At 61.6% G+C, this 17,763-nt stretch carries 15 protein-coding genes and 1 tRNA gene; 6 read left to right on the top strand and 10 right to left on the bottom strand.

Annotated features, from left to right (window positions below):
- Positions 1-11: 11 nt before the first annotated feature.
- The 3 genes from truA to def are packed head-to-tail and all read right to left on the bottom strand — an operon-like array spanning position 12 to position 2,257.
- The gene (gene truA, locus AA0535_RS13645) at positions 12-803 is read right to left on the bottom strand and encodes a tRNA pseudouridine(38-40) synthase TruA (protein WP_264817169.1); all 792 of its coding nucleotides are present in this window, start codon (positions 801-803) and stop codon (positions 12-14) included.
- On the bottom strand, positions 793-1,707 hold the full coding sequence (gene fmt / locus AA0535_RS13640; protein ID WP_264817168.1) for a methionyl-tRNA formyltransferase: 915 nt from the start codon (positions 1,705-1,707) through the stop codon (positions 793-795). Before fmt ends, truA begins: the two co-directional genes overlap by 11 nt.
- Before the next feature lie 4 nt (positions 1,708-1,711).
- Positions 1,712-2,257 carry a peptide deformylase gene (gene def, locus AA0535_RS13635; protein ID WP_264817167.1) on the bottom strand — a complete coding sequence of 182 codons (546 nt, stop codon included), beginning with the start codon at positions 2,255-2,257 and terminating at the stop codon, positions 1,712-1,714.
- Positions 2,258-2,444: 187 nt separating this feature from the next.
- Here def and AA0535_RS13630 point away from each other — a divergent pair, with 187 nt between their 5' ends.
- The 3 genes from AA0535_RS13630 to AA0535_RS13620 all read left to right on the top strand — a co-directional run bounded on the left by AA0535_RS13630 (position 2,445) and on the right by AA0535_RS13620 (position 3,646).
- Positions 2,445-2,942, top strand: a complete 498-nt coding sequence (locus tag AA0535_RS13630) for an Hsp20 family protein (RefSeq protein ID WP_264817166.1) — start codon at positions 2,445-2,447, stop codon at positions 2,940-2,942.
- 85 nt (positions 2,943-3,027) lie between these two features.
- Complete coding sequence (locus AA0535_RS13625) at positions 3,028-3,282, top strand: DUF1150 domain-containing protein (protein ID WP_264817164.1); 255 nt, start codon at positions 3,028-3,030, stop codon at positions 3,280-3,282.
- Position 3,283: 1 nt separating this feature from the next.
- Complete coding sequence (locus AA0535_RS13620) at positions 3,284-3,646, top strand: RidA family protein (RefSeq protein ID WP_264817163.1); 363 nt, start codon at positions 3,284-3,286, stop codon at positions 3,644-3,646.
- A 39-nt stretch (positions 3,647-3,685) separates the two neighbouring features.
- Here the strand turns inward: AA0535_RS13620 and rpoN are convergent, their stop codons facing one another.
- The 7 genes from rpoN to AA0535_RS13585 form a co-directional block, all read right to left on the bottom strand.
- Complete coding sequence (rpoN, locus tag AA0535_RS13615) at positions 3,686-5,149, bottom strand: RNA polymerase factor sigma-54 (RefSeq protein ID WP_264817162.1); 1,464 nt, start codon at positions 5,147-5,149, stop codon at positions 3,686-3,688.
- Between the two features lie 6 nt (positions 5,150-5,155).
- A complete protein-coding gene (lptB, locus tag AA0535_RS13610) occupies positions 5,156-5,884 on the bottom strand; it encodes an LPS export ABC transporter ATP-binding protein (RefSeq protein WP_373319353.1) in 729 nt (242 codons plus the stop codon).
- 106 nt (positions 5,885-5,990) lie between these two features.
- On the bottom strand, positions 5,991-6,962 hold the full coding sequence (locus AA0535_RS13605; protein ID WP_264817319.1) for an LptA/OstA family protein: 972 nt from the start codon (positions 6,960-6,962) through the stop codon (positions 5,991-5,993).
- Positions 6,962-7,744 carry an LPS export ABC transporter periplasmic protein LptC gene (lptC, locus tag AA0535_RS13600; RefSeq protein ID WP_264817158.1) on the bottom strand — a complete coding sequence of 261 codons (783 nt, stop codon included), beginning with the start codon at positions 7,742-7,744 and terminating at the stop codon, positions 6,962-6,964. Before lptC ends, AA0535_RS13605 begins: the two co-directional genes overlap by 1 nt.
- The gene (locus AA0535_RS13595) at positions 7,741-8,775 is read right to left on the bottom strand and encodes a KpsF/GutQ family sugar-phosphate isomerase (RefSeq protein ID WP_264817156.1); all 1,035 of its coding nucleotides are present in this window, start codon (positions 8,773-8,775) and stop codon (positions 7,741-7,743) included. The genes lptC and AA0535_RS13595 overlap by 4 nt, the downstream gene beginning before the upstream one ends.
- A gap of 121 nt (positions 8,776-8,896) precedes the next feature.
- The gene (locus tag AA0535_RS13590) at positions 8,897-9,544 is read right to left on the bottom strand and encodes a ribonuclease D (protein ID WP_264817154.1); all 648 of its coding nucleotides are present in this window, start codon (positions 9,542-9,544) and stop codon (positions 8,897-8,899) included.
- Positions 9,545-9,613: 69 nt separating this feature from the next.
- Positions 9,614-9,700: transfer RNA gene (locus AA0535_RS13585), tRNA-Leu, on the bottom strand.
- A 115-nt stretch (positions 9,701-9,815) separates the two neighbouring features.
- Here AA0535_RS13585 and AA0535_RS13580 point away from each other — a divergent pair.
- From AA0535_RS13580 to gltB, 3 genes are all read left to right on the top strand, one after another.
- Positions 9,816-10,745: a complex I NDUFA9 subunit family protein gene (locus AA0535_RS13580; protein WP_264817152.1), complete on the top strand. Its 930-nt coding sequence runs from the start codon at positions 9,816-9,818 to the stop codon at positions 10,743-10,745.
- Between the two features lie 178 nt (positions 10,746-10,923).
- Positions 10,924-12,384, top strand: coding sequence for an NAD(P)-dependent oxidoreductase (locus AA0535_RS13575; RefSeq protein WP_264817150.1), 1,461 nt, complete (start codon positions 10,924-10,926; stop codon positions 12,382-12,384).
- Positions 12,385-12,389: 5 nt separating this feature from the next.
- On the top strand, positions 12,390-16,910 hold the full coding sequence (gene gltB / locus AA0535_RS13570; RefSeq protein ID WP_264817149.1) for a glutamate synthase large subunit: 4,521 nt from the start codon (positions 12,390-12,392) through the stop codon (positions 16,908-16,910).
- Positions 16,911-17,763: the final 853 nt, after the last annotated feature.

The following is a 17,763-nucleotide window of genomic DNA, read 5'->3' as shown; positions in this document are numbered from 1 at the left end:
AGCAGGCCGGATCAGGCGAAGGGATCGCTCTCATAGCCAACCGCGACAAGGCAGAGCCCCTCTGACGGGGCTGTCGGTCCGGCCTGTCTTCGGTCGCGAGCCTCGAGGACCTGACGCAGCTTGCTCACAGGCCATTGACCGCTGCCGATCATCTGGAGCGAGCCTGCAAGATTGCGCACCTGATGATGCAGGAACGACCGCGCCTGCACATCGATATGCAAATGTAGCCCTTGTCGCGTCACGTCCAGAACATCCAACGTGCGGATGGGGCTGCTTGCCTGACAGGACGCCGCACGGAAAGACGAAAAATCATGGCGGCCCAGCAGGCTCTGTCCTGCCTCACTCATGAGCTTGGCGTCGAGCGGTCGCCTCACATGCCAGACATGATCGGCATCCAGCACCGGGCGTGTCGGCCGGTTCAGGATGGTGTAGCGATAGCGGCGCCAGATCGCCGAGAACCGGGCGTGCCAGCCCTGTGGCGCAGCGGCGGCCTCAAGCACGGCGACACGATGTGGCTTGAGGTGGAAGCTGATCCCGTCCCTGATCTGTCGGGCGTCGAGCCTGTCCTGTTCGGGCAGGTCGAGCTGAACCACCATGGCCGAGGCATGAACCCCCGCATCGGTGCGCCCCGCGGTGGCGCTCATGACAGGCGCATCGCCAGCGAGTTTCGAGGCGGCCTCTTCCAGGAGTTGCTGAACGGAGAGGCCGTTATCCTGTCTTTGCCAGCCCACCAGACCGGTCCCGTCATATTCGATCTTCAGCGCCCAGCGGCGATAGCCCGGGGCGGGGCCGTCATGAACCAAGGATCGATCCTCTGGTCACGGGCGTGCCACGCAGATAATCCGTGGCCTTCATCATCGCCTTGCCCGGGCGCTGCAGGGTCAGGATTTGCAATGCCCCCTCGCCGCAGGCAATTGTCAGGGCGTCATCGAGCACCGTTCCCGGCGGGAGCGGGGACGTGGCAGAAACGAGGCGTGCCTGGCCGATCTTGAGCACCACGCCATCCTGCGTGGTGAAGGCCCCAGGCCAGGGCGTGAGCCCGCGTATCTGACGGTCGATGATTACTGCCGGTTTGGACCAGTCGATGCGCCCGCTCTCGCGTGTCAGGCGCTCGGCATAGGTCACGCCCTCACTCGGCTGGGGCGTCGGGAGGAACGGTCGGCGCAGGGTCTCGATCAGCAGCTCCGCGCCGAGATAGGAGAGACGATCATGGAGGGTGGCGGCGGTCTCATCGGGACCGAGATCGACGGCGGCTTCAGCCAGTACGTCACCCGTATCGAGGCCGGCATCCATCTGCATGATCGCCACACCGCTGCGCGCATCGCCCGCGAGCAGGGCGGACTGAATGGGGGAGGCTCCCCGCCAGCGCGGCAGCAGGCTGGCATGAATGTTCAGGCAGCCTTTCTTGGGGGCGTCGAGCATGCGTTGAGGCAGGATGAGCCCATAGGCGACGACGATGGCGATGTCGGCCCCGAGCGCTTCGAAAAAGGCCAGCTCTTCCTCGTTGTTTCTGATGCGCGTGGGAGAGCGCACGGCGATGCCCGCACGTTCTGCGGCATTCTGGACCGGAGAGGCGCGCAGAGCCTTGCCGCGCCCGGCCGGGCGCGGTGGCTGGGTGTAGACAGCCACGATGTCGTGCCCATCGGCCCGGAGTGCCTCAAAGACCGGCACAGAGAAGTCCGGCGTCCCCATGAAGACCACGCGCATGGTATCAGCGCCCTTTCTGTTCCTTGGCGAGGCGGCGCATGATCATGTTGCGCTTGAGCTTGGACAGGTGATCGACAAAGAGAATGCCGTCCAGATGATCGATCTCATGCTGCAGGCAGGTTGCCAGAAGATCGTCTGCCTCCATTTCCTCGATGGCCCCTTCGAGCGTGCGGTAGCGCATGCGCACGCCGACCGGGCGGATGACCTCAGCATATTGGTTGGGCAGGGAAAGGCAGCCTTCCTCGCGCGCCGCAAGCTGTTCGGTTTCTTCGATGATTTCTGGATTGATCAGCACCATCGGGTTGCGCTCGCCTTCATCGGATACGTCGACCAGCGCAAAACGCAGCCCGAGTCCGATCTGCGGAGCGGCAAGCCCGATGCCCGGCGCCTTGTACATGGCGGAAAACATGCCGGGCAGGTGGGACTTCACCAGCGCCATGTCATCTGCCGTGACTTCACGCGCGATCGCACGCAAGACAGGCTGGGGGGCGACCAGGATCGGTGTCGGGGCGATGGACTCGATGTCCGTGAGGAAGGAGAGGGCTGTCATGATGCTGCGGATGTAACGAGTCGGCCTCCAGAAAACCAGTTCTAAAGGGGCTAACCCTGCGAAACTTCATGGGTTTGTGCACGTGGCTGCGCTTGCAGCGCGCGCCAAATATGCCCATATCGGGAAAGTGATCTTGCGCCGTATTCGGGCTCGATCTCTCTTATGTCTCGCTCATGGAGGAGGCTGCATGTCAGGCCGTCTGTTTACGTCACCCATGTTCCTCGGTTTCGACCATCTCGAGCAGATGCTCGAACGCGCCTCCAAAACCGCGTCTGACGGCTATCCCCCCTATAATATCGAGCAGCTCAATCAGACCACCCTGCGAATCACTCTGGCGGTCGCAGGCTTCGTGATGGACGATCTTCATATTACCCAGGAAGATAATCAGCTCGTGATCCGTGGGCGTCAGACCGATGACAGTCAGGGCCGGGTTTTCCTGCATCGCGGTATTGCGGCGCGTCAGTTCCAGAAAGCCTTTGTGCTGGCAGAGAATATCGAGGTCGGCGAAGCATGGCTCGATAACGGATTGCTCCATATCGACCTGTTCCGTCCGCAGCCGGAGGTGAGGGTCAAGCGGATAGAGATCAGTGCCGGTCGGCGGGAGCATCCTGTGACGCGGGCTACCCATATCGAGATGCCCAAACCACGCCGAAGCCGCGCCATTCGCGATCTCGACGACGAGTGATACTGGAACAGACAGCCCTGAAGTCCCAGGCATCTGGGTTCCATCGGGTAGCTTGCCTGTTTCGATCTGAGTGAAAGTAAGCAGTATGACCAAAACCGTGCGCAATGAAGAAGCGGCAAGCCCCCAAGCGCTCCCGTCCGATCTGCGTCGCATGACGCATGAAGATCTGAAGGAGTTCGGCATGAGCCGCGTGGCTTACGTGAAGCCCGTGGTCTATGAGGGCGAAGCCGCTTTTGCCATCCACGCGGCCGATGGAACACCGATGGCGCTGGCCGAAGACAGATCGAGTGCTTTCGAGGCTATCGTTGACCATGAAATGATTCCGGCCTGGGTGCATTGAGATGAACCACCGTTCCGTCGATATCCAGCGTTTTGCGGAAGAGAACCGTCTGAGCGGCGCTGTGCGGCATGGCAATACGCTCTATCTGGCGGGTCAGGTTGCCGACGACTCGTCGCTCGATACTGAGGGCCAGACCGCCGATATCTTGCGCCAGATCGATGTGCTTCTGGCGGAAGCCGGTACAGACAAGACCCGTCTGCTCTCGGTGCAGATATTCCTGACCGATATCACCGAAATCGACGGGATGAATCGCGCCTGGGATGCCTGGCTGGATCACAACCACAAGCCTGCTCGCGCCACCGTCGAGGCGCGCCTCGTCAATTCCGCATGGCTGGTTGAGATCACCGCTGTCGCTGCGCTCTGAATCCCTGCAGGCGTCGGGCCGTCAAGCAGGGGGGATCGATCATCCCCGCGCTGCGAGGGTGGCTTTCATCCTGTAATCGCGCCGTCGCTGCGCCGAGCCTGCAATCCCAAGAGCTTCACGGTACTTGGCGACGGTTCGTCGCTGTATCGCAATCCCGTCCGCCTGCAACGTCGCTGTCACCGCATCATCCGACAGGATGGCGTCCGGGTTCTCTGCGTTGAGGATCTGTCGGATGCGGGCCTTGATGGCGTCTGCGCTGGTTTCTTCCGCTTCTTCCCCGAGAGCCGTCGAGAAAAACCGCCGCAATGGCAGGACACCATGGGGCGTTTCGACCAGGCGGGTCGCGGTGACGCGACTGACTGTGCTCTCATGCAGCCCCGTCGCACTGGCGATCTGTGCCAGTGTGAGGGGACGCAGGGCTGTGATGCCCTCGATCAGAAAATGAAATTGATGTCGGGCAACGGCCTCACAGATCAGAAGCAGAGAGCGTGCCCGCTGCTCGACGGCGCGAAGCAGCGTTCTGGCCTCTCCCTGCTTCTCCCTGGCGTATTCGTGATCAGTCTCCCGACCGCGCAGCAGCTTGCGATACAGGGCGTCGTCAATTTCCAGACGCGGCCATGTCGCAGGGTTGAGGGAAATGACGGGGTTATGGTCCTCCAGAGCGATGATCAGATCGGGAGCGGCCTCGTGGAATGAATCGGGATCATGAATCGCTGCATCCAGCCGGGCTTGCGCAAGCGCAGCGCCGGGGCGCGGATCCAGGGTCCGTAACTCCCTGAGAAGATCGGCATAGTCATTCTCGTCCAGACCGCAGGCCTTGCGCAGCCTCTCATGCTCGCCACGCGCAAGCCAGTCGAGGTGATTGAGCAGACATGCCACCGAGGGATCGTATCGGTTTTCCGCACGAAACTGTGCTGCGAGACACTCGGCAAGAGTGAGTGCAAAGCATCCGGGCGGGTCGAAGAGGAGCATCTGCTCCCTCATCGCCTCGATTTCCCCCGGCGTGCAGCCCAGCTCTGCCGCGAGAGTCTGCGGCGGGGTGTCGAGACGGCCATTCTCATCGAGCGCATCAAGAAGAGCGAGGGCGATGGCCTGTTCCCGAGGAAAGGGGAAACAACGCCGGATCTGCGCCAGAATATGATCGAGCACCGAGGGCTCTGCGGCCCTCGGCTCCAGCCCGGTGCGGTCTTCGCTATCGAGGGCACCGTGACGCAGAAGGGGATCGTCCTCCCAGCGCGACAAATCGGGTGGGGCAGTATCGGGGTCCAGATCGGGTGGCAGGTCGACGGAGCGTTCATCCAGGGCGGTGCAGGGACGCTCCTCATAGCCGGGCTCGTCCGCGCCGGGGGCTGAGACGATCAGAAGCGGATTGGCCTCCGCCGCCAGGGTGAGTTCGGTGAGGAGTTCCTGATTGGAGAGCTGAAGCAGGCCGATAGCCTGTTGCAGCTCGGCCGTCATGACGAGCCCGGTCGTCTGGCGCGGCTGAAGAGTGAGCCGCGCCATCAGCGATCAGAGGGAGAAGTTTTCTCCCAGATAGACGCGGCGCACGTCCTCATTGGCAACGATCTCCTCGGGGATGCCTTCCATCAGCACCTGACCGGAATGCATGATATAGGCCCGGTCGATGACCTCAAGGGTTTCGCGAACGTTATGGTCGGTAATCAGCACACCGATACCGCGATCCTTGAGATGCGAGACAAGATCGCGGATTTCGCCTACGGCAATCGGGTCGATGCCCGCCAGAGGCTCATCGAGCAGGATGTAATTCGGCTGGCTCGCCAGCGCACGAGCGATCTCGAGGCGACGTCGCTCGCCGCCTGACAGGGCGAGCGAGGGCGAATGGCGCAGATGAGAGATACCGAACTCGGCCAGCAGCCCATCGAGCATGGTCTGGCGGCGGTCATAATCGGGCTCGACCACTTCCAGAGCTGCGAGGATATTCTGCTCGACATTCAGCCCACGAAAAATGCTGGCTTCCTGCGGCAGATAGCCGATCCCGAGGCGGGCGCGGCGATACATGGGCAATTGCGTGATGTCGGCACCATCGAGGGTAATCGTGCCGGTATCCGGCTGGACCAGCCCCACGATCATGTAGAAGCTTGTCGTCTTGCCAGCGCCGTTCGGGCCGAGCAGCCCAACGGCCTCGCCACGCTGAACCTGGATCGATACATCGCGCACGACCTGACGCTTCTTGTAGCTCTTGCCGATACCATGGGCGATAAGCCCTGTGCTGGTCATCGGATCGTCCCTGAGCGTACGCAGGACGACGGTTTCCTCATTGTTCGTCACGGTATCGTTCATCCCCGTTCCACCGGCGCTGTCACAAGCGTTCCTTCTGCACCCGTCATTGCATCGTTCCGGGCTTGCTGCTCGCAGCCTCGTTGGGGATGACGAGTCCCTCGACACGCTGGCCTGGGGCCGGGTTCATGATAGCCACCCCGGTTTTCATGTTCACGATGGCAGAGGCCCCGTTATTCTGGTTCTGACCGCTGGTCACGTGCACATGGCCGATCAGGCGGGCCATCTGGGTGTCGAACACATACACGCCCCGGTCGCCGGTGGCAGTCTCGTTCGGTGTGCGCAGCATCACATGGCCCCATGCATAGGCACGATCGAGCTTGGACGACCGTGCAGTGCCATCACCGCCTGGGGCAGGAGACTGGGGAGTATTCGTCTGGGCGGAGTCGGGCTTGCTGAAGGCCACGAGCACATCGGCCTTGATTCGTTTACCATCATTGGTGGTCACGGTGGCGTCACCGCGCCCGACCGACATGCGGGTATTGGCGTGATACTCCATGACGTCACGCGCTGTCATGACGTCCTGAGGGGTGGTGAGCTTGAGTGCCTTGCCCGTCATGACCAGAACGGCTTGGTCGATATCGTAGAGCGCCTTGTCCCCCCAGGCCTGATCTGTGCTGGTATAGATATGCACGTGACCGATTGCCTCCATGCGGTAGAGCTCCATCGATCCCCCCATGGCACCATCGTCACCGGGTTTCTTGTCGGCGCCCTGGTCCTCAGCAGGCTTCGGGGCATTCGGATCCGGGGCCTTCTTGCGCAGAAAACCGATCAGCTGGTCGGCATCGATCGTCACATCCCCGCGTATGGCGCGCGCCTGATCAACAAACGTGACCGTCTGGGCGTCGTGATCATAGGTCTGGGGGCCGGCGGAGCTGATATTGACCTGCTCCCCGTGCGACATGTCGATCGCCTGGGCGCGGGCCGACGGTACCCCAAGGCCGGTAATCGAAGCGCCGGGAACCGGCAAGCCCGTCAGCAAGGTGCCGAGGGTCAGGGCAGGAAGGAGGCGGCGCATCATGGGGCCTTGTGTGCAGGTGAAGTGAGAGACGGCATGGCATCCTGGCGGTCATCATTGCGAATGACCCGCTGGGGCCCGACAAATTGCAGCAGATTGGCGTGCTGGTCGATAAAATAGCCTTGCGCGTCGAGGATGCCAAATGGCCCTTCCGCATGGACCCAGTCATTCGAGGCAATCACGCTGCGATGCAGATCGATATCGGCGGTCAGGCCGTTCAGCAGCGTGCCGTCATCGCGGTATAGAACGACATGCCCGGTCAGATTGAGTGTCTGCTCATGCTGCATGTAGACGCCCGTATCTGCCTTGATCTCTGCCCAGCCTCCACCGGCCATATGGGTATCGGCCACAGGATCGACCAGATCCACCCGGTCGGGTCCGTTCTGATGGGCGATGCGCGCGGTGATCATGTAAGGCCGGTTATGGGCATCGAGGCCGCGATAGATCGCCCCCTCGAGATTCCCACTCTCCACCTTCATGCGGGACATTTCCTGCATCACTGCGCGATTGGCGCTGAGCCAGCGAGCGATTTCCGGCCAGACGGCAATCGATCCGAGAAGCAGCGCGGCCAGAAGAGGGAGCGCCCATTTGGCTGTGTCCAGCAGGCGTCGGCGCGAAGCGAGGTCGGACGAGGTCGGGATATTGCGCTGGCGTGACTGGCCCTGGTCGCGCATGGCCTCGCGCAAAGCGGCCAGAGCGGCGGCATCGCGTGAGAAATCATCGCGCTGCGGGCGCTTGCGATCATCCGAGGAACCCGCGTCGGGGGTATTGGGCGCGGTCATGCGATTCCCGTCCTCAACAGATCATGAAGATGGATAATCCCGATCGGCCTTCTTGTCTCGTCCAGTACGAAAAGACTGCTGATGGCCTTTCGTCCGGCGGTCATGAGGTGGATGACCTCCTGAGCGAGGACGTCGCCATGGGTGGTGATGGGTGCGCGGTTCATGATCTCGCCCGCACGGGTCATGTTCAGATCCCGGTTCAAGGCGGGGCGCAGGTCTCCGTCGCTGACCAGCCCCACCAGCACGCCCGATTCATCGACGATGCCGATACAGCCGAAGGCCTTGCGCGTCATTTCGATGATCACGTTCGACAAACTCATGTCAGCCGTCCCCAGAGGCATGGCCGCGCCCTCATGCATCAGGCGGCGCACCGGTCTGAGAAGTGCGCCAAGAGACCCGCCCGGATGGAAAGCGCTGAAATCATTGGCCGTGAAGCCTCGACGTTCAAGCAGGGCGATCGCCAGGGCGTCGCCGAGCGCAAGCTGCATGATTGTGCTGGTGGTGGGGGCCAACCCCATGGGGCATGCCTCGCTCGCGCGTGGCAGGCACAGAACCACGCTGCTTGCGCGCGCCAAGGTGGAACTGCGCGATGCCGTGATGCCAATAACCGGAAGGGCATGGCGGGCAGCATGTTCAAGCAGTGCGGCAAGTTCGCTGGTTTCGCCCGATTGCGAGAGGAGAAGCATGACATCGCGGGATTCGATCATGCCGAGATCGCCGTGTGCTGCTTCTGCGGGGTGGACGAAGATCGCCGAGGTCCCGGTCGAGGCGAGGGTGGCCTGGATCTTGCGCCCGATGTGACCGGACTTGCCGATACCGGACACAACCACGCGTCCCGTCGTGGCCTCGATAAGGGCGACGGCCTCTGTAAAGGCGCTTCCCATCGACCCGGGCGTGGCAAGCGCCTCCTGCAGAGCGGCAAGGCCGGTGGCCTCGGAAGTAAGGGTAGCCTGTGCGCTGTCCAGCGCTGAGCGATGCACTGCCTTTGGCAGGATCACATTATCGGCACCTTGGTGGGGAAGCTCGGTCATGCGCTCTCTTCCCGCTTTGCAGGCCTGACGTCAATCACCCTGCCATGGGAAGCCGGGTCTTTCCAGCCGCTATTCCGGTTGAGAAAACAGGCGTTGACCCGTTAAAGCAGGTCTATCGGACTCAGGCGCGATGCGAGAAGATATCGGGCTCTTCATAGCCGAGAATGTCCAGACGGCCACGCGCGGGCAGGAAGTCGTAGCATGCCTGGGCGAGTTCGCGACGCCCTTCACGGATCAGCAATGCCTCGAGCTTGGCCCAGAGCGCGTGAAGGTGCAGGACGTCTGAGGCCGCATAGCTCAATTGTTCAGGGGTCAGGATCTGGGAGCCCCAGTCAGACGTCTGCTGCTGCTTCGCCAGATCGACACCCAGAAGCTCCCGGCACAGATGGGCCAGACCATGACGGTCGGTGAAGGTGCGGACCAGACGCGCGGCGATCTTGGTGCAGATGACGGGAGCGACCGTGATGCCGAGCGCATGCTGAAGCAGGGCGACATCGAAACGGGCGAAATGCATGAGCTTGGTCACGCTGTCATCGGCCAGGAGGGTCTTGAGATTCGGGCAGTCCTCATAGCGTCCGCCAAGTGATTTGGGGCGAATCTGGACGAGGTGGGCTTCACCGTCGCCTGCAGAAAGCTGCACGAGGCACAGGCGGTCACGATGGGGGTTGAGACCCATGGCTTCTGTATCGACCGCGACCACCGGACCCAGATCGAAATCGTCGGGGAGATCGCCATCATGGAGATGGATCGAAGCGCTCGCTGCGGCCATGTCAGAAAAACCCTGGGGCTAGAAAAAACGGAAGCCGACGATTTCTCGTCGGCTTTTCCGTTTTTCGTATGGTGCCCAGAAGAAGACTCGAACTTCCACGTCCTTGCGGACACAGGTACCTGAAACCTGCGCGTCTACCAATTCCGCCATCTGGGCTCAGAGGCTGTCCGGGGCGCCGTTTTTTTTCCGGCATCCCGTTCGGTGAGGTGGCGTTTACCGGTGGATGCGGGGAGCGTCAACACCCCCTTTGAGAAAAAGAGGAATTTTTTCCATGGACCGTTCGATCATCACCGTTTTCGGGGGCAACGGATTTATCGGTCGGGCGCTCGTGCGCCAGCTTGCCGATGTTGGATATGACGTGCGCGTGGCCTCACGCGCACCGCAGAAAGCCGCGGCGCTGGCGACGAAGCCGGGGCAGGGCAGTATCATGCCGGTTTACGCCTCCGTGACAGAGAAGGAGTCCGTGCGCGCCGCGCTGCGGGGCGCCGATGCGGCCATCAATCTGGTGTCGATCCTGACCGAAAAAGGGCACACGACATTTGAGCGCATGAATGTCGAAGCCGCTGAAAATGTCGCGCGGCGAGCAAGCGAGGCAAAACTGTCGCGTTTCGTCCATGTTTCGGCGATTGGTGCTGCACCCGATGCGCCATCACGCTATGGGCGTAGCAAGGCGGAGGGGGAGCGTCGTGTCACGGAGGCTTTTCCGAATGCAGCGCTTTTGCGGCCTAGTGTCGTGTTTGGTCCTGGTGACAGCTTCCTGACGCTGTTTGCCCTCATGGCGAAATGCCTCCCGGCACTGCCGGTCTATTATCCGCAAACCAAGCTGCAACCCGTCTATGTAGAGGACGTGGCGCGCGCTGCCTCCCTTTGCCTTACGGAAGAACACATGGGTATCTACGAACTGGGTGGACCGCAGCAGATCACCATGGAAGAGATCATGCAGTTTGTGGCGCAGACCGTTGGACGTACGCCCCGCCTGCTGCCGGTGCCGAACGGGCTGGCGGAAATCCAGGCAATGCTTTTCGAGCGTCTCCCCGGGAAATTGCTGACGCGTGACCAGCTCGCCATGCTCTCCGAAGACAATATCGTGACATCAGCGACAGGGTCGCTTGAAACACTCGGAGTCGTGCCGCAAAGCCTGTATGATCGAGCACCGGAATATCTGAGAAAAATCAGCGTGTTGCGAACTATTCTCAAATGAAAGGACCGTATCGGTCCTTTATCCCGCCACGAAACGCATATTTTATCGGATAAATGCGGATTAAGCGGGTTATAGGTCAGTAATTCTGACTTATGCCCGTGTGCCGCCTGCCGTACCTGTCCGTCATGTTTTGAAAGCGGCGCCCGCGGCGTCTGCTTGCCCATGGGGAGAACGTGTCGTGGCCGAACGGATGCTGCAATTTGTGTCATTGCCGCAGGAAATGCCTGAAAAGCGTGCGGCCTCGGAGCGCCGCGACGATTTCGGCGAGATCTACCGCGCTTTTGCCGTGGATCATGCCGAGCGTCAGGCCAGCCGTTGTTCGCAATGCGGCGTGCCCTTCTGTTCGGTTCATTGCCCGCTGGGCAACAACATTCCCGACTGGCTGAAACTGACGGCGGAAAACCGTCTTGAGGAGGCCTATCGCCTCTCCTCCGCCACCAACACCTTCCCCGAGATCTGCGGGCGCATCTGTCCGCAGGACCGCCTGTGTGAGGGTAATTGCGTCATCCAGAAGGATTTCGAGAGCGTCACCATCGGTGCGGTCGAGAAATTCATCACCGAGACGGCGTTTGATCAGGGCTGGGTCAAGCCACGCATGCCCTCCCGCGAGCGCGCGCAGAGCGTGGGCGTCGTCGGAGCTGGGCCAGCCGGGCTCGCCGCTGCGGAATGGCTGCGCGCACTGGGCTATCAGGTGCATGTCTATGATCGTCACGACCGTGTTGGCGGTCTGATGGTTTATGGCATCCCGAGCTTCAAGCTCGAGAAGCACGTGCTGGCGCGTCGGCATGAACTGCTCGAAGCTCAGGGTATCGTCTTCCATCTCTCGACCCCCATCGGGGAAGGCGAGGGTGGGCTTTCTTTCGAGGCGCTGCGTGAAAAGCACGATGCGGTCTTCCTCGGGACTGGCGTTTATCGCTCGCGCGAGGTTTCCGTGCCGGGCAGTGGGCTCGGCGGTGTGGTTCAGGCGCTCGATTTCCTCACGGCGTCCAATCGCCGTGGCTATCGCGAAACGCCGGGCGATGACGCCGTGCTCCATGCCAGGGGCAAGCATGTGGTTGTGATCGGTGGCGGCGACACGGCCATGGACTGCGTACGCACCTCCATCCGTCAGGGCGCCGAGAAAGTGACCTGCCTGTACCGCCGTGACCGCGCCAACATGCCGGGATCGGTTCAGGAAGTGAAAAACGCTGAGGAAGAAGGCGTCAATTTCGCCTGGCTCGCTGGCCCGGAAGCTTTTCTGGGCGATGGCAGCGTCAGCGGCGTGCGCGCCCACAAGATGCGTCTGAGCCTGCCCGATGCCTCCGGCCGCCAGTCGGTCGAGGCCGTGCCCGAGAGCAGCTTTGTGATCGAGGCCGATCTTGTGATCAAGGCGCTGGGTTTCGACCCCGAGGATCTGCCGGGCGACTGGAATGCGCCTGAACTGGCGGTAACCAAATGGGGCACCCTCAAGGTCACGCCGGGGCGCTTCGAGACCAGTGTGCCGGGCGTCTTTGCGGGCGGTGATATCGTGCGCGGGGCCTCGCTCGTGGTCTGGGCCATTCGCGACGGTCGCGAGGCTGCGGCTGAAATGCATCAATTCCTCTCTGGCGCAGAGAGCATGACATCAGACCATGCCGCACAGGCAGTGGCGGCGGAGTAAGGGCCATGACCGAGAAGAGCTTCATCCAGTCCTATCAGGACAATGTCCGCGCCCTCGAAGGCCTTTATGACCCGACCATGGAGCGTGATGCCTGCGGCGTCGGGCTGGTGGCCGCGCTGGACGGCAAGCGCCGTCGTGACGTGGTTCTGGCCGGTATTGCGGCGCTCAAGGCGCTCTGGCATCGTGGTGCGGTCGATGCCGATGGCAAGACCGGCGACGGTGCCGGTATCCATGTCGAGATCCCGCAGGATTTCTTCGCCGAGGCGATCCACAGCGCGGGTGACGACCATATCGAGGGTCGTATTGCCGTTGGCATGATCTTCCTGCCCAAGACCGATCTGGCTGCGCAGGAAGCAGGGCGCGCGATCATCGAGAGCGAGATCCTTGATTTCGGCTATGGCATCTATGGCTGGCGTCAGGTGCCGATCGACACCGCCTGTATTGGTGAAAAGGCCAATGCGACACGTCCCGAGATCGAGCAGATCATGGTGCGTAACCGCCTGAACCGCTCCGAGGCCGAATTCGAGCGCGATCTCTACGTGATCCGCCGCCGTATCGAGAAGTCCGCCGCCGCCGCGCAGGTCGATCTCTACGTATGTTCGCTGTCGTGTCGTTCGCTCATCTACAAGGGCATGTTCCTCGCCGAGAACCTGACCGATTTCTATCCCGATCTGCTGGATGAGCGTTTCGTCTCACGCTTTGCGATCTATCATCAGCGCTACTCGACCAACACCTTCCCGACGTGGAAGCTGGCCCAGCCTTTCCGCCGTCTGGCGCATAATGGCGAGATCAACACGCTTTCGGGTAACGTGAACTGGATGCGCAGCCACGAGACGCGTCTCGCGAATGCCGAGCTCGACCCCTATATGGGCGATCTCAAGCCTGTCGTGCAGGCGGCGGGCTCCGATACCGCGATGTTCGACAACGTGTTCGAACTGCTCACCCATGCCGGGCGCGATGCCCCCATGGCCAAGACGTTGATGGTGCCCGCAAGCGCCGGTGGCAATGCGGCCATGACCGACAAGCATCGGGCGCTGTTCTCTTATTGCAATGCCGTGATGGAGCCCTGGGACGGCCCGGCCGCCATCTGTGCGACCGATGGACGCTGGGTTGTAGCCGGGCTCGACCGCGCCGGTCTGCGCCCGCTGCGCTACACCATCACGCAGGACGATCTGCTCATCGTGGGGTCCGAAGCCGGCATGGTGCGCGTGCAGGACGCCAATACCCGCATGAAGGGGCGCCTCGGGCCGGGTGAGACGCTGGGTCTGGACCTGCAGGAGGCCAAGCTCTACGCGCCGCAGGAACTGCTCGATCTTCTGGCCGAGCGTCAGGATTTTGCCTCCTGGACGAAGAATATCCGCAATATCGGTTCGGTCGTGCGCTCGGATGTCGCGGAGCCCGTGCTGTTTACGCCCGACCAGCTGCGTCGTCGCCAGCTGGCCATGAGCCTGACCCATGAGGAGATGGAGACCATCCTTCATCCCATGGTCGAGACCTCTGCAGAGGCCATCGGCTCGATGGGCGACGATACACCGCTTCAGGTTCTCTCGAGCACCTATCGCGGGCTTGCCCATTACTTCCGTCAGGGCTTCAGCCAGGTCACGAACCCGCCTATCGATTCCCTGCGCGAAATGAACGTGATGAGCCTCGTCACGCGTCTCGGTAATCTGGGCAACATCCTGGATCAGTCCCCCGAGCAATGCGACCTGCTGCAACTGCCGAGCCCTGTCCTCACCACGGGTGAGTTCGAGGCGCTACGCAATTTCTGCGGCAAGGATGGCGCGACGGTGGATTGCACCTTCCGCGCTGCCGATGGCGAGGCCGGGCTGCGCGATGCCATCGCGCGTATCCGCCACGAGGCCGAGGATTACGTGCGGGGCGGTTGTACCCATCTCTTCCTCTCCGACGAGGGACAGAGCGAAGAGCGCGTCGCGATCCCGATGATCCTCGCGACCGCCGCTGTGCATATCCATCTTGTGCGTCAGTCCCTGCGTACCTTCACCTCGCTCAATGTCCGCTCCTCCGATGTGATGGATGTGCACGGTATGGCGGTGACGGTGGGTGTGGGGGCCACCACGGTCAATCCCTATCTGGCGCAGGAATGCATCGCGGACCGCTTGCAGCGTGGCCTGTTCGGCGAGCTGTCACTGCGTGAGGCGGTGGAGCGTTATCGCAAGGCGCTCGACAAGGGTCTGCTCAAGATCATGTCGAAATCCGGCATCTCCATCGTTTCAGCCTATCGCGGGGGCTATAATTTCGAGGCCATCGGCCTGTCGCGCGCGCTCGTGGCCGAGTTCTTCCCCGGCATGCCGTCGCGCATCTCCGGCATTGGGTTGCCGGGTCTGGCCCGTAATGCGCTCAAGGCGCACGAAACGGCCTATGCGGGCGGTGTGGATGCCCTGCCGATTGGCGGCCTCTACAAGCTGCGTCGCAAGGGTGAAGTCCACGCCTTCAGTGGCCAGCTCATCCATATGCTTCAGACGGCCGTCTCGACTGACAGCTTCTCGCTGTTCAAGCGTTACGCCGATGCCGTGCGTCGTCAGCCGCCGACCGCTCTGCGCGATCTGCTCGATTTCCGCCGGGTGCGCGAGCCGATTCCCGTGGAAGACGTCGAAAGCATCACCGCCATTCGCCGTCGTCTCGTGGCACCGGGCATCTCTCTCGGTGCGCTGAGTCCCGAAGCGCATGAGACCCTCGCGATTGCCATGAACCGTATCGGCGCGAAGTCGGATTCGGGGGAGGGTGGTGAGGACGCGTCGCGCTTCACACCGCGCGAGAATGGCGACAATGCGAGCTCGAAAATCAAGCAGGTGGCCTCGGGGCGCTTTGGCGTCACGGCGGAATATCTGAATAATTGCAGCGAGATCGAGATCAAGGTCGCCCAGGGTGCCAAGCCGGGTGAGGGCGGGCAGCTGCCCGGTTTCAAGGTGACGGAACTCATCGGCAAGCTGCGCCATGCCACACCTGGCGTGACGCTCATTTCGCCGCCGCCGCATCATGACATTTATTCCATCGAGGATCTGGCTCAGCTCATCTATGACCTGAAGCAGATCAATCCGGAGGCGACTGTCACGGTCAAGCTCGTGGCCCGTACCGGCATCGGCACCATTGCCGCTGGCGTGGCCAAGGCGAAGGCAGATGCGATCATGATCTCGGGCCATTGCGGTGGCACGGGGGCGAGCCCGCAATCTTCCATCAAATATGCGGGTCTTCCCTGGGAGATGGGGCTCACCGAGGCCAATCAGGTGCTGACACTCAACCGTCTGCGCCATCGCGTGACCCTGCGTACCGATGGCGGTCTCAAGACCGGGCGCGACGTGGTGATGGCGGCCATGCTGGGCGCCGAGGAGTTCGGCATCGGCACAGCGGCCCTTGTGGCCATGGGCTGCATCATGGTGCGCCAGTGCCATTCCAATACCTGCCCGGTGGGCGTGTGCGTTCAGGATGAGGCGCTGCGCGCCAAGTTCGAGGGCACACCCGAGAAGGTGATCAACCTCTTCTCCTTCATCGCCGAGGACGTGCGCAACATTCTGGCCGAGCTTGGCTTCAAGAGCGTCGAAGAAATCATCGGTCGCACGGATCTTCTGCGTCAGGTCTCGCGCGGTGCGGATTATCTGGACGATCTGGATCTGAACTCGTTGCTGGTTCAGGCCGATCCGGGGCCGGATGCGCGCTATTGCACCCGTGAGGGGCGCAACGAGGTGCCGGAGACGCTCGACGCTCAGGTTATCGCCGATGCGACGCCGCTTTTCGATCATCGCGAGAAGCTGCATCTGCACTACACGGTGCAGAACACGCATCGCGCTATCGGCACGCGCGTTTCATCGCTGATCACACGCAAATTCGGCATGAAAACCCTGCCCGAGGGGCATCTGACCCTGCGTCTGCGTGGTTCAGCCGGTCAGTCGCTCGGGGCGTTCGCCGTGCAGGGCCTCAAGCTCGACGTGGTTGGCGATGCCAATGACTATGTGGGCAAGGGTCTGTCGGGTGGCACGATTGTCGTTCGTCCTTCACCCACCGCGCCGTGGCGGTCCGACGACAATGCGATCATCGGCAATACCGTGCTGTATGGCGCGACCGCGGGGTCGCTTTTCGCGGCCGGGCAGGCGGGTGAGCGCTTTGCAGTGCGCAACTCGGGAGCGACCGCTGTGGTGGAGGGCTGTGGCTCGAATGGCTGCGAGTACATGACCGGCGGCACGGTCGTGATCCTTGGGCATATCGGCGATAATTTCGGAGCCGGGTTCACGGGGGGCATGGCCTTCGTGCTCGATCGTGAGGGGGCTTTCGAGCGTCGTGTAAATCCCGATACCGTGTTGTGGGGACGTGTCGAAGCGGGAAGCGAATGGGAGGAAACCCTGCGCGGACTCGTTCAGCGTCATGCGGATGAGACGGGCAGCGCCCATGCTGCCGAGCTGCTCCATCGTTGGGACCGTGTCCTGTCGCAGTTCTGGCAGGTTGTGCCACGGGATTACGCCCGTATCATTGGGTACGAGCTGCCAGGCACGAACCAGGCCCTATCGGCCTAGAACCAAAAATCTCTGTCTCCGACAGGCCTTCGTAAGGGCGCGTTGGGAGACAGAGTATTCTTAAACGCGTCCGTCTGCGCGGCGTTGCGAAACCGCAAACTATACGGATTCTGATCGGTTGCACGTTTTTCCCATGAGTGAAACGACGTTGTGCCGCGGCGCTGTCTACGATGAGTGGCCGATTACAAACTCCAGTATTCGCAGTGTTCAGATCTAACGCGACAGCTTCAGTTAACGGCCTCGGGAGAGGGCTCCACATGATACCGAGAAGAATGGCGCGGACATCCTGACGCAGATTCAGGTGGCACAACTTTTGCGAGTGATTCAGTGTCGAATAAAACGATCAATATTTGTTTAGTATATACAAAAGCTTACCAGTATAGTTTCTTGTTGTTCGGGGGTATATGCGTCCTTCAGTAATCAACGACTGATAAGAGACTTAGATGCCGCGATAGGAACTGCCGCCGTTTGCCGCATTCGTGTCGAAGGAAGCGAACGCGATGATTATGGTGGGAGTTGTCGAACCTAAGTTGCGCGTGCTCGCGCATGAACTTCAGGTGCTGGCGAATTCGTCATCAGAGGGAGCTTTTTGCTCGGATATTCGGCCATATGGGCCAAGATTTATCGAGTACCCTGATGCTAGGCCGCGTTGACAAAAGACCGGAGCCATAGCCTGGCGGCTGCAAGATTGAGGAAGCTATCGAAAGACAGGATGCTCTTGTCGCAGCGGGTGGCGCTCCGGCGTCGCTGCTTGAGCTTACCAAACATAAGTTCGATGCGGTTTCAGTCCTGATAGCGGCGATAGTCGGGATGCTCTGGCGCTTTACGGTTCGAGCGTGGCGGGATGATCGGT

This window comes from Asaia krungthepensis NRIC 0535 (assembly GCF_025995175.1).
GTDB lineage: Bacteria > Pseudomonadota > Alphaproteobacteria > Acetobacterales > Acetobacteraceae > Asaia > Asaia krungthepensis.
This window is presented reverse-complemented; position numbering and strand designations above follow the sequence as displayed.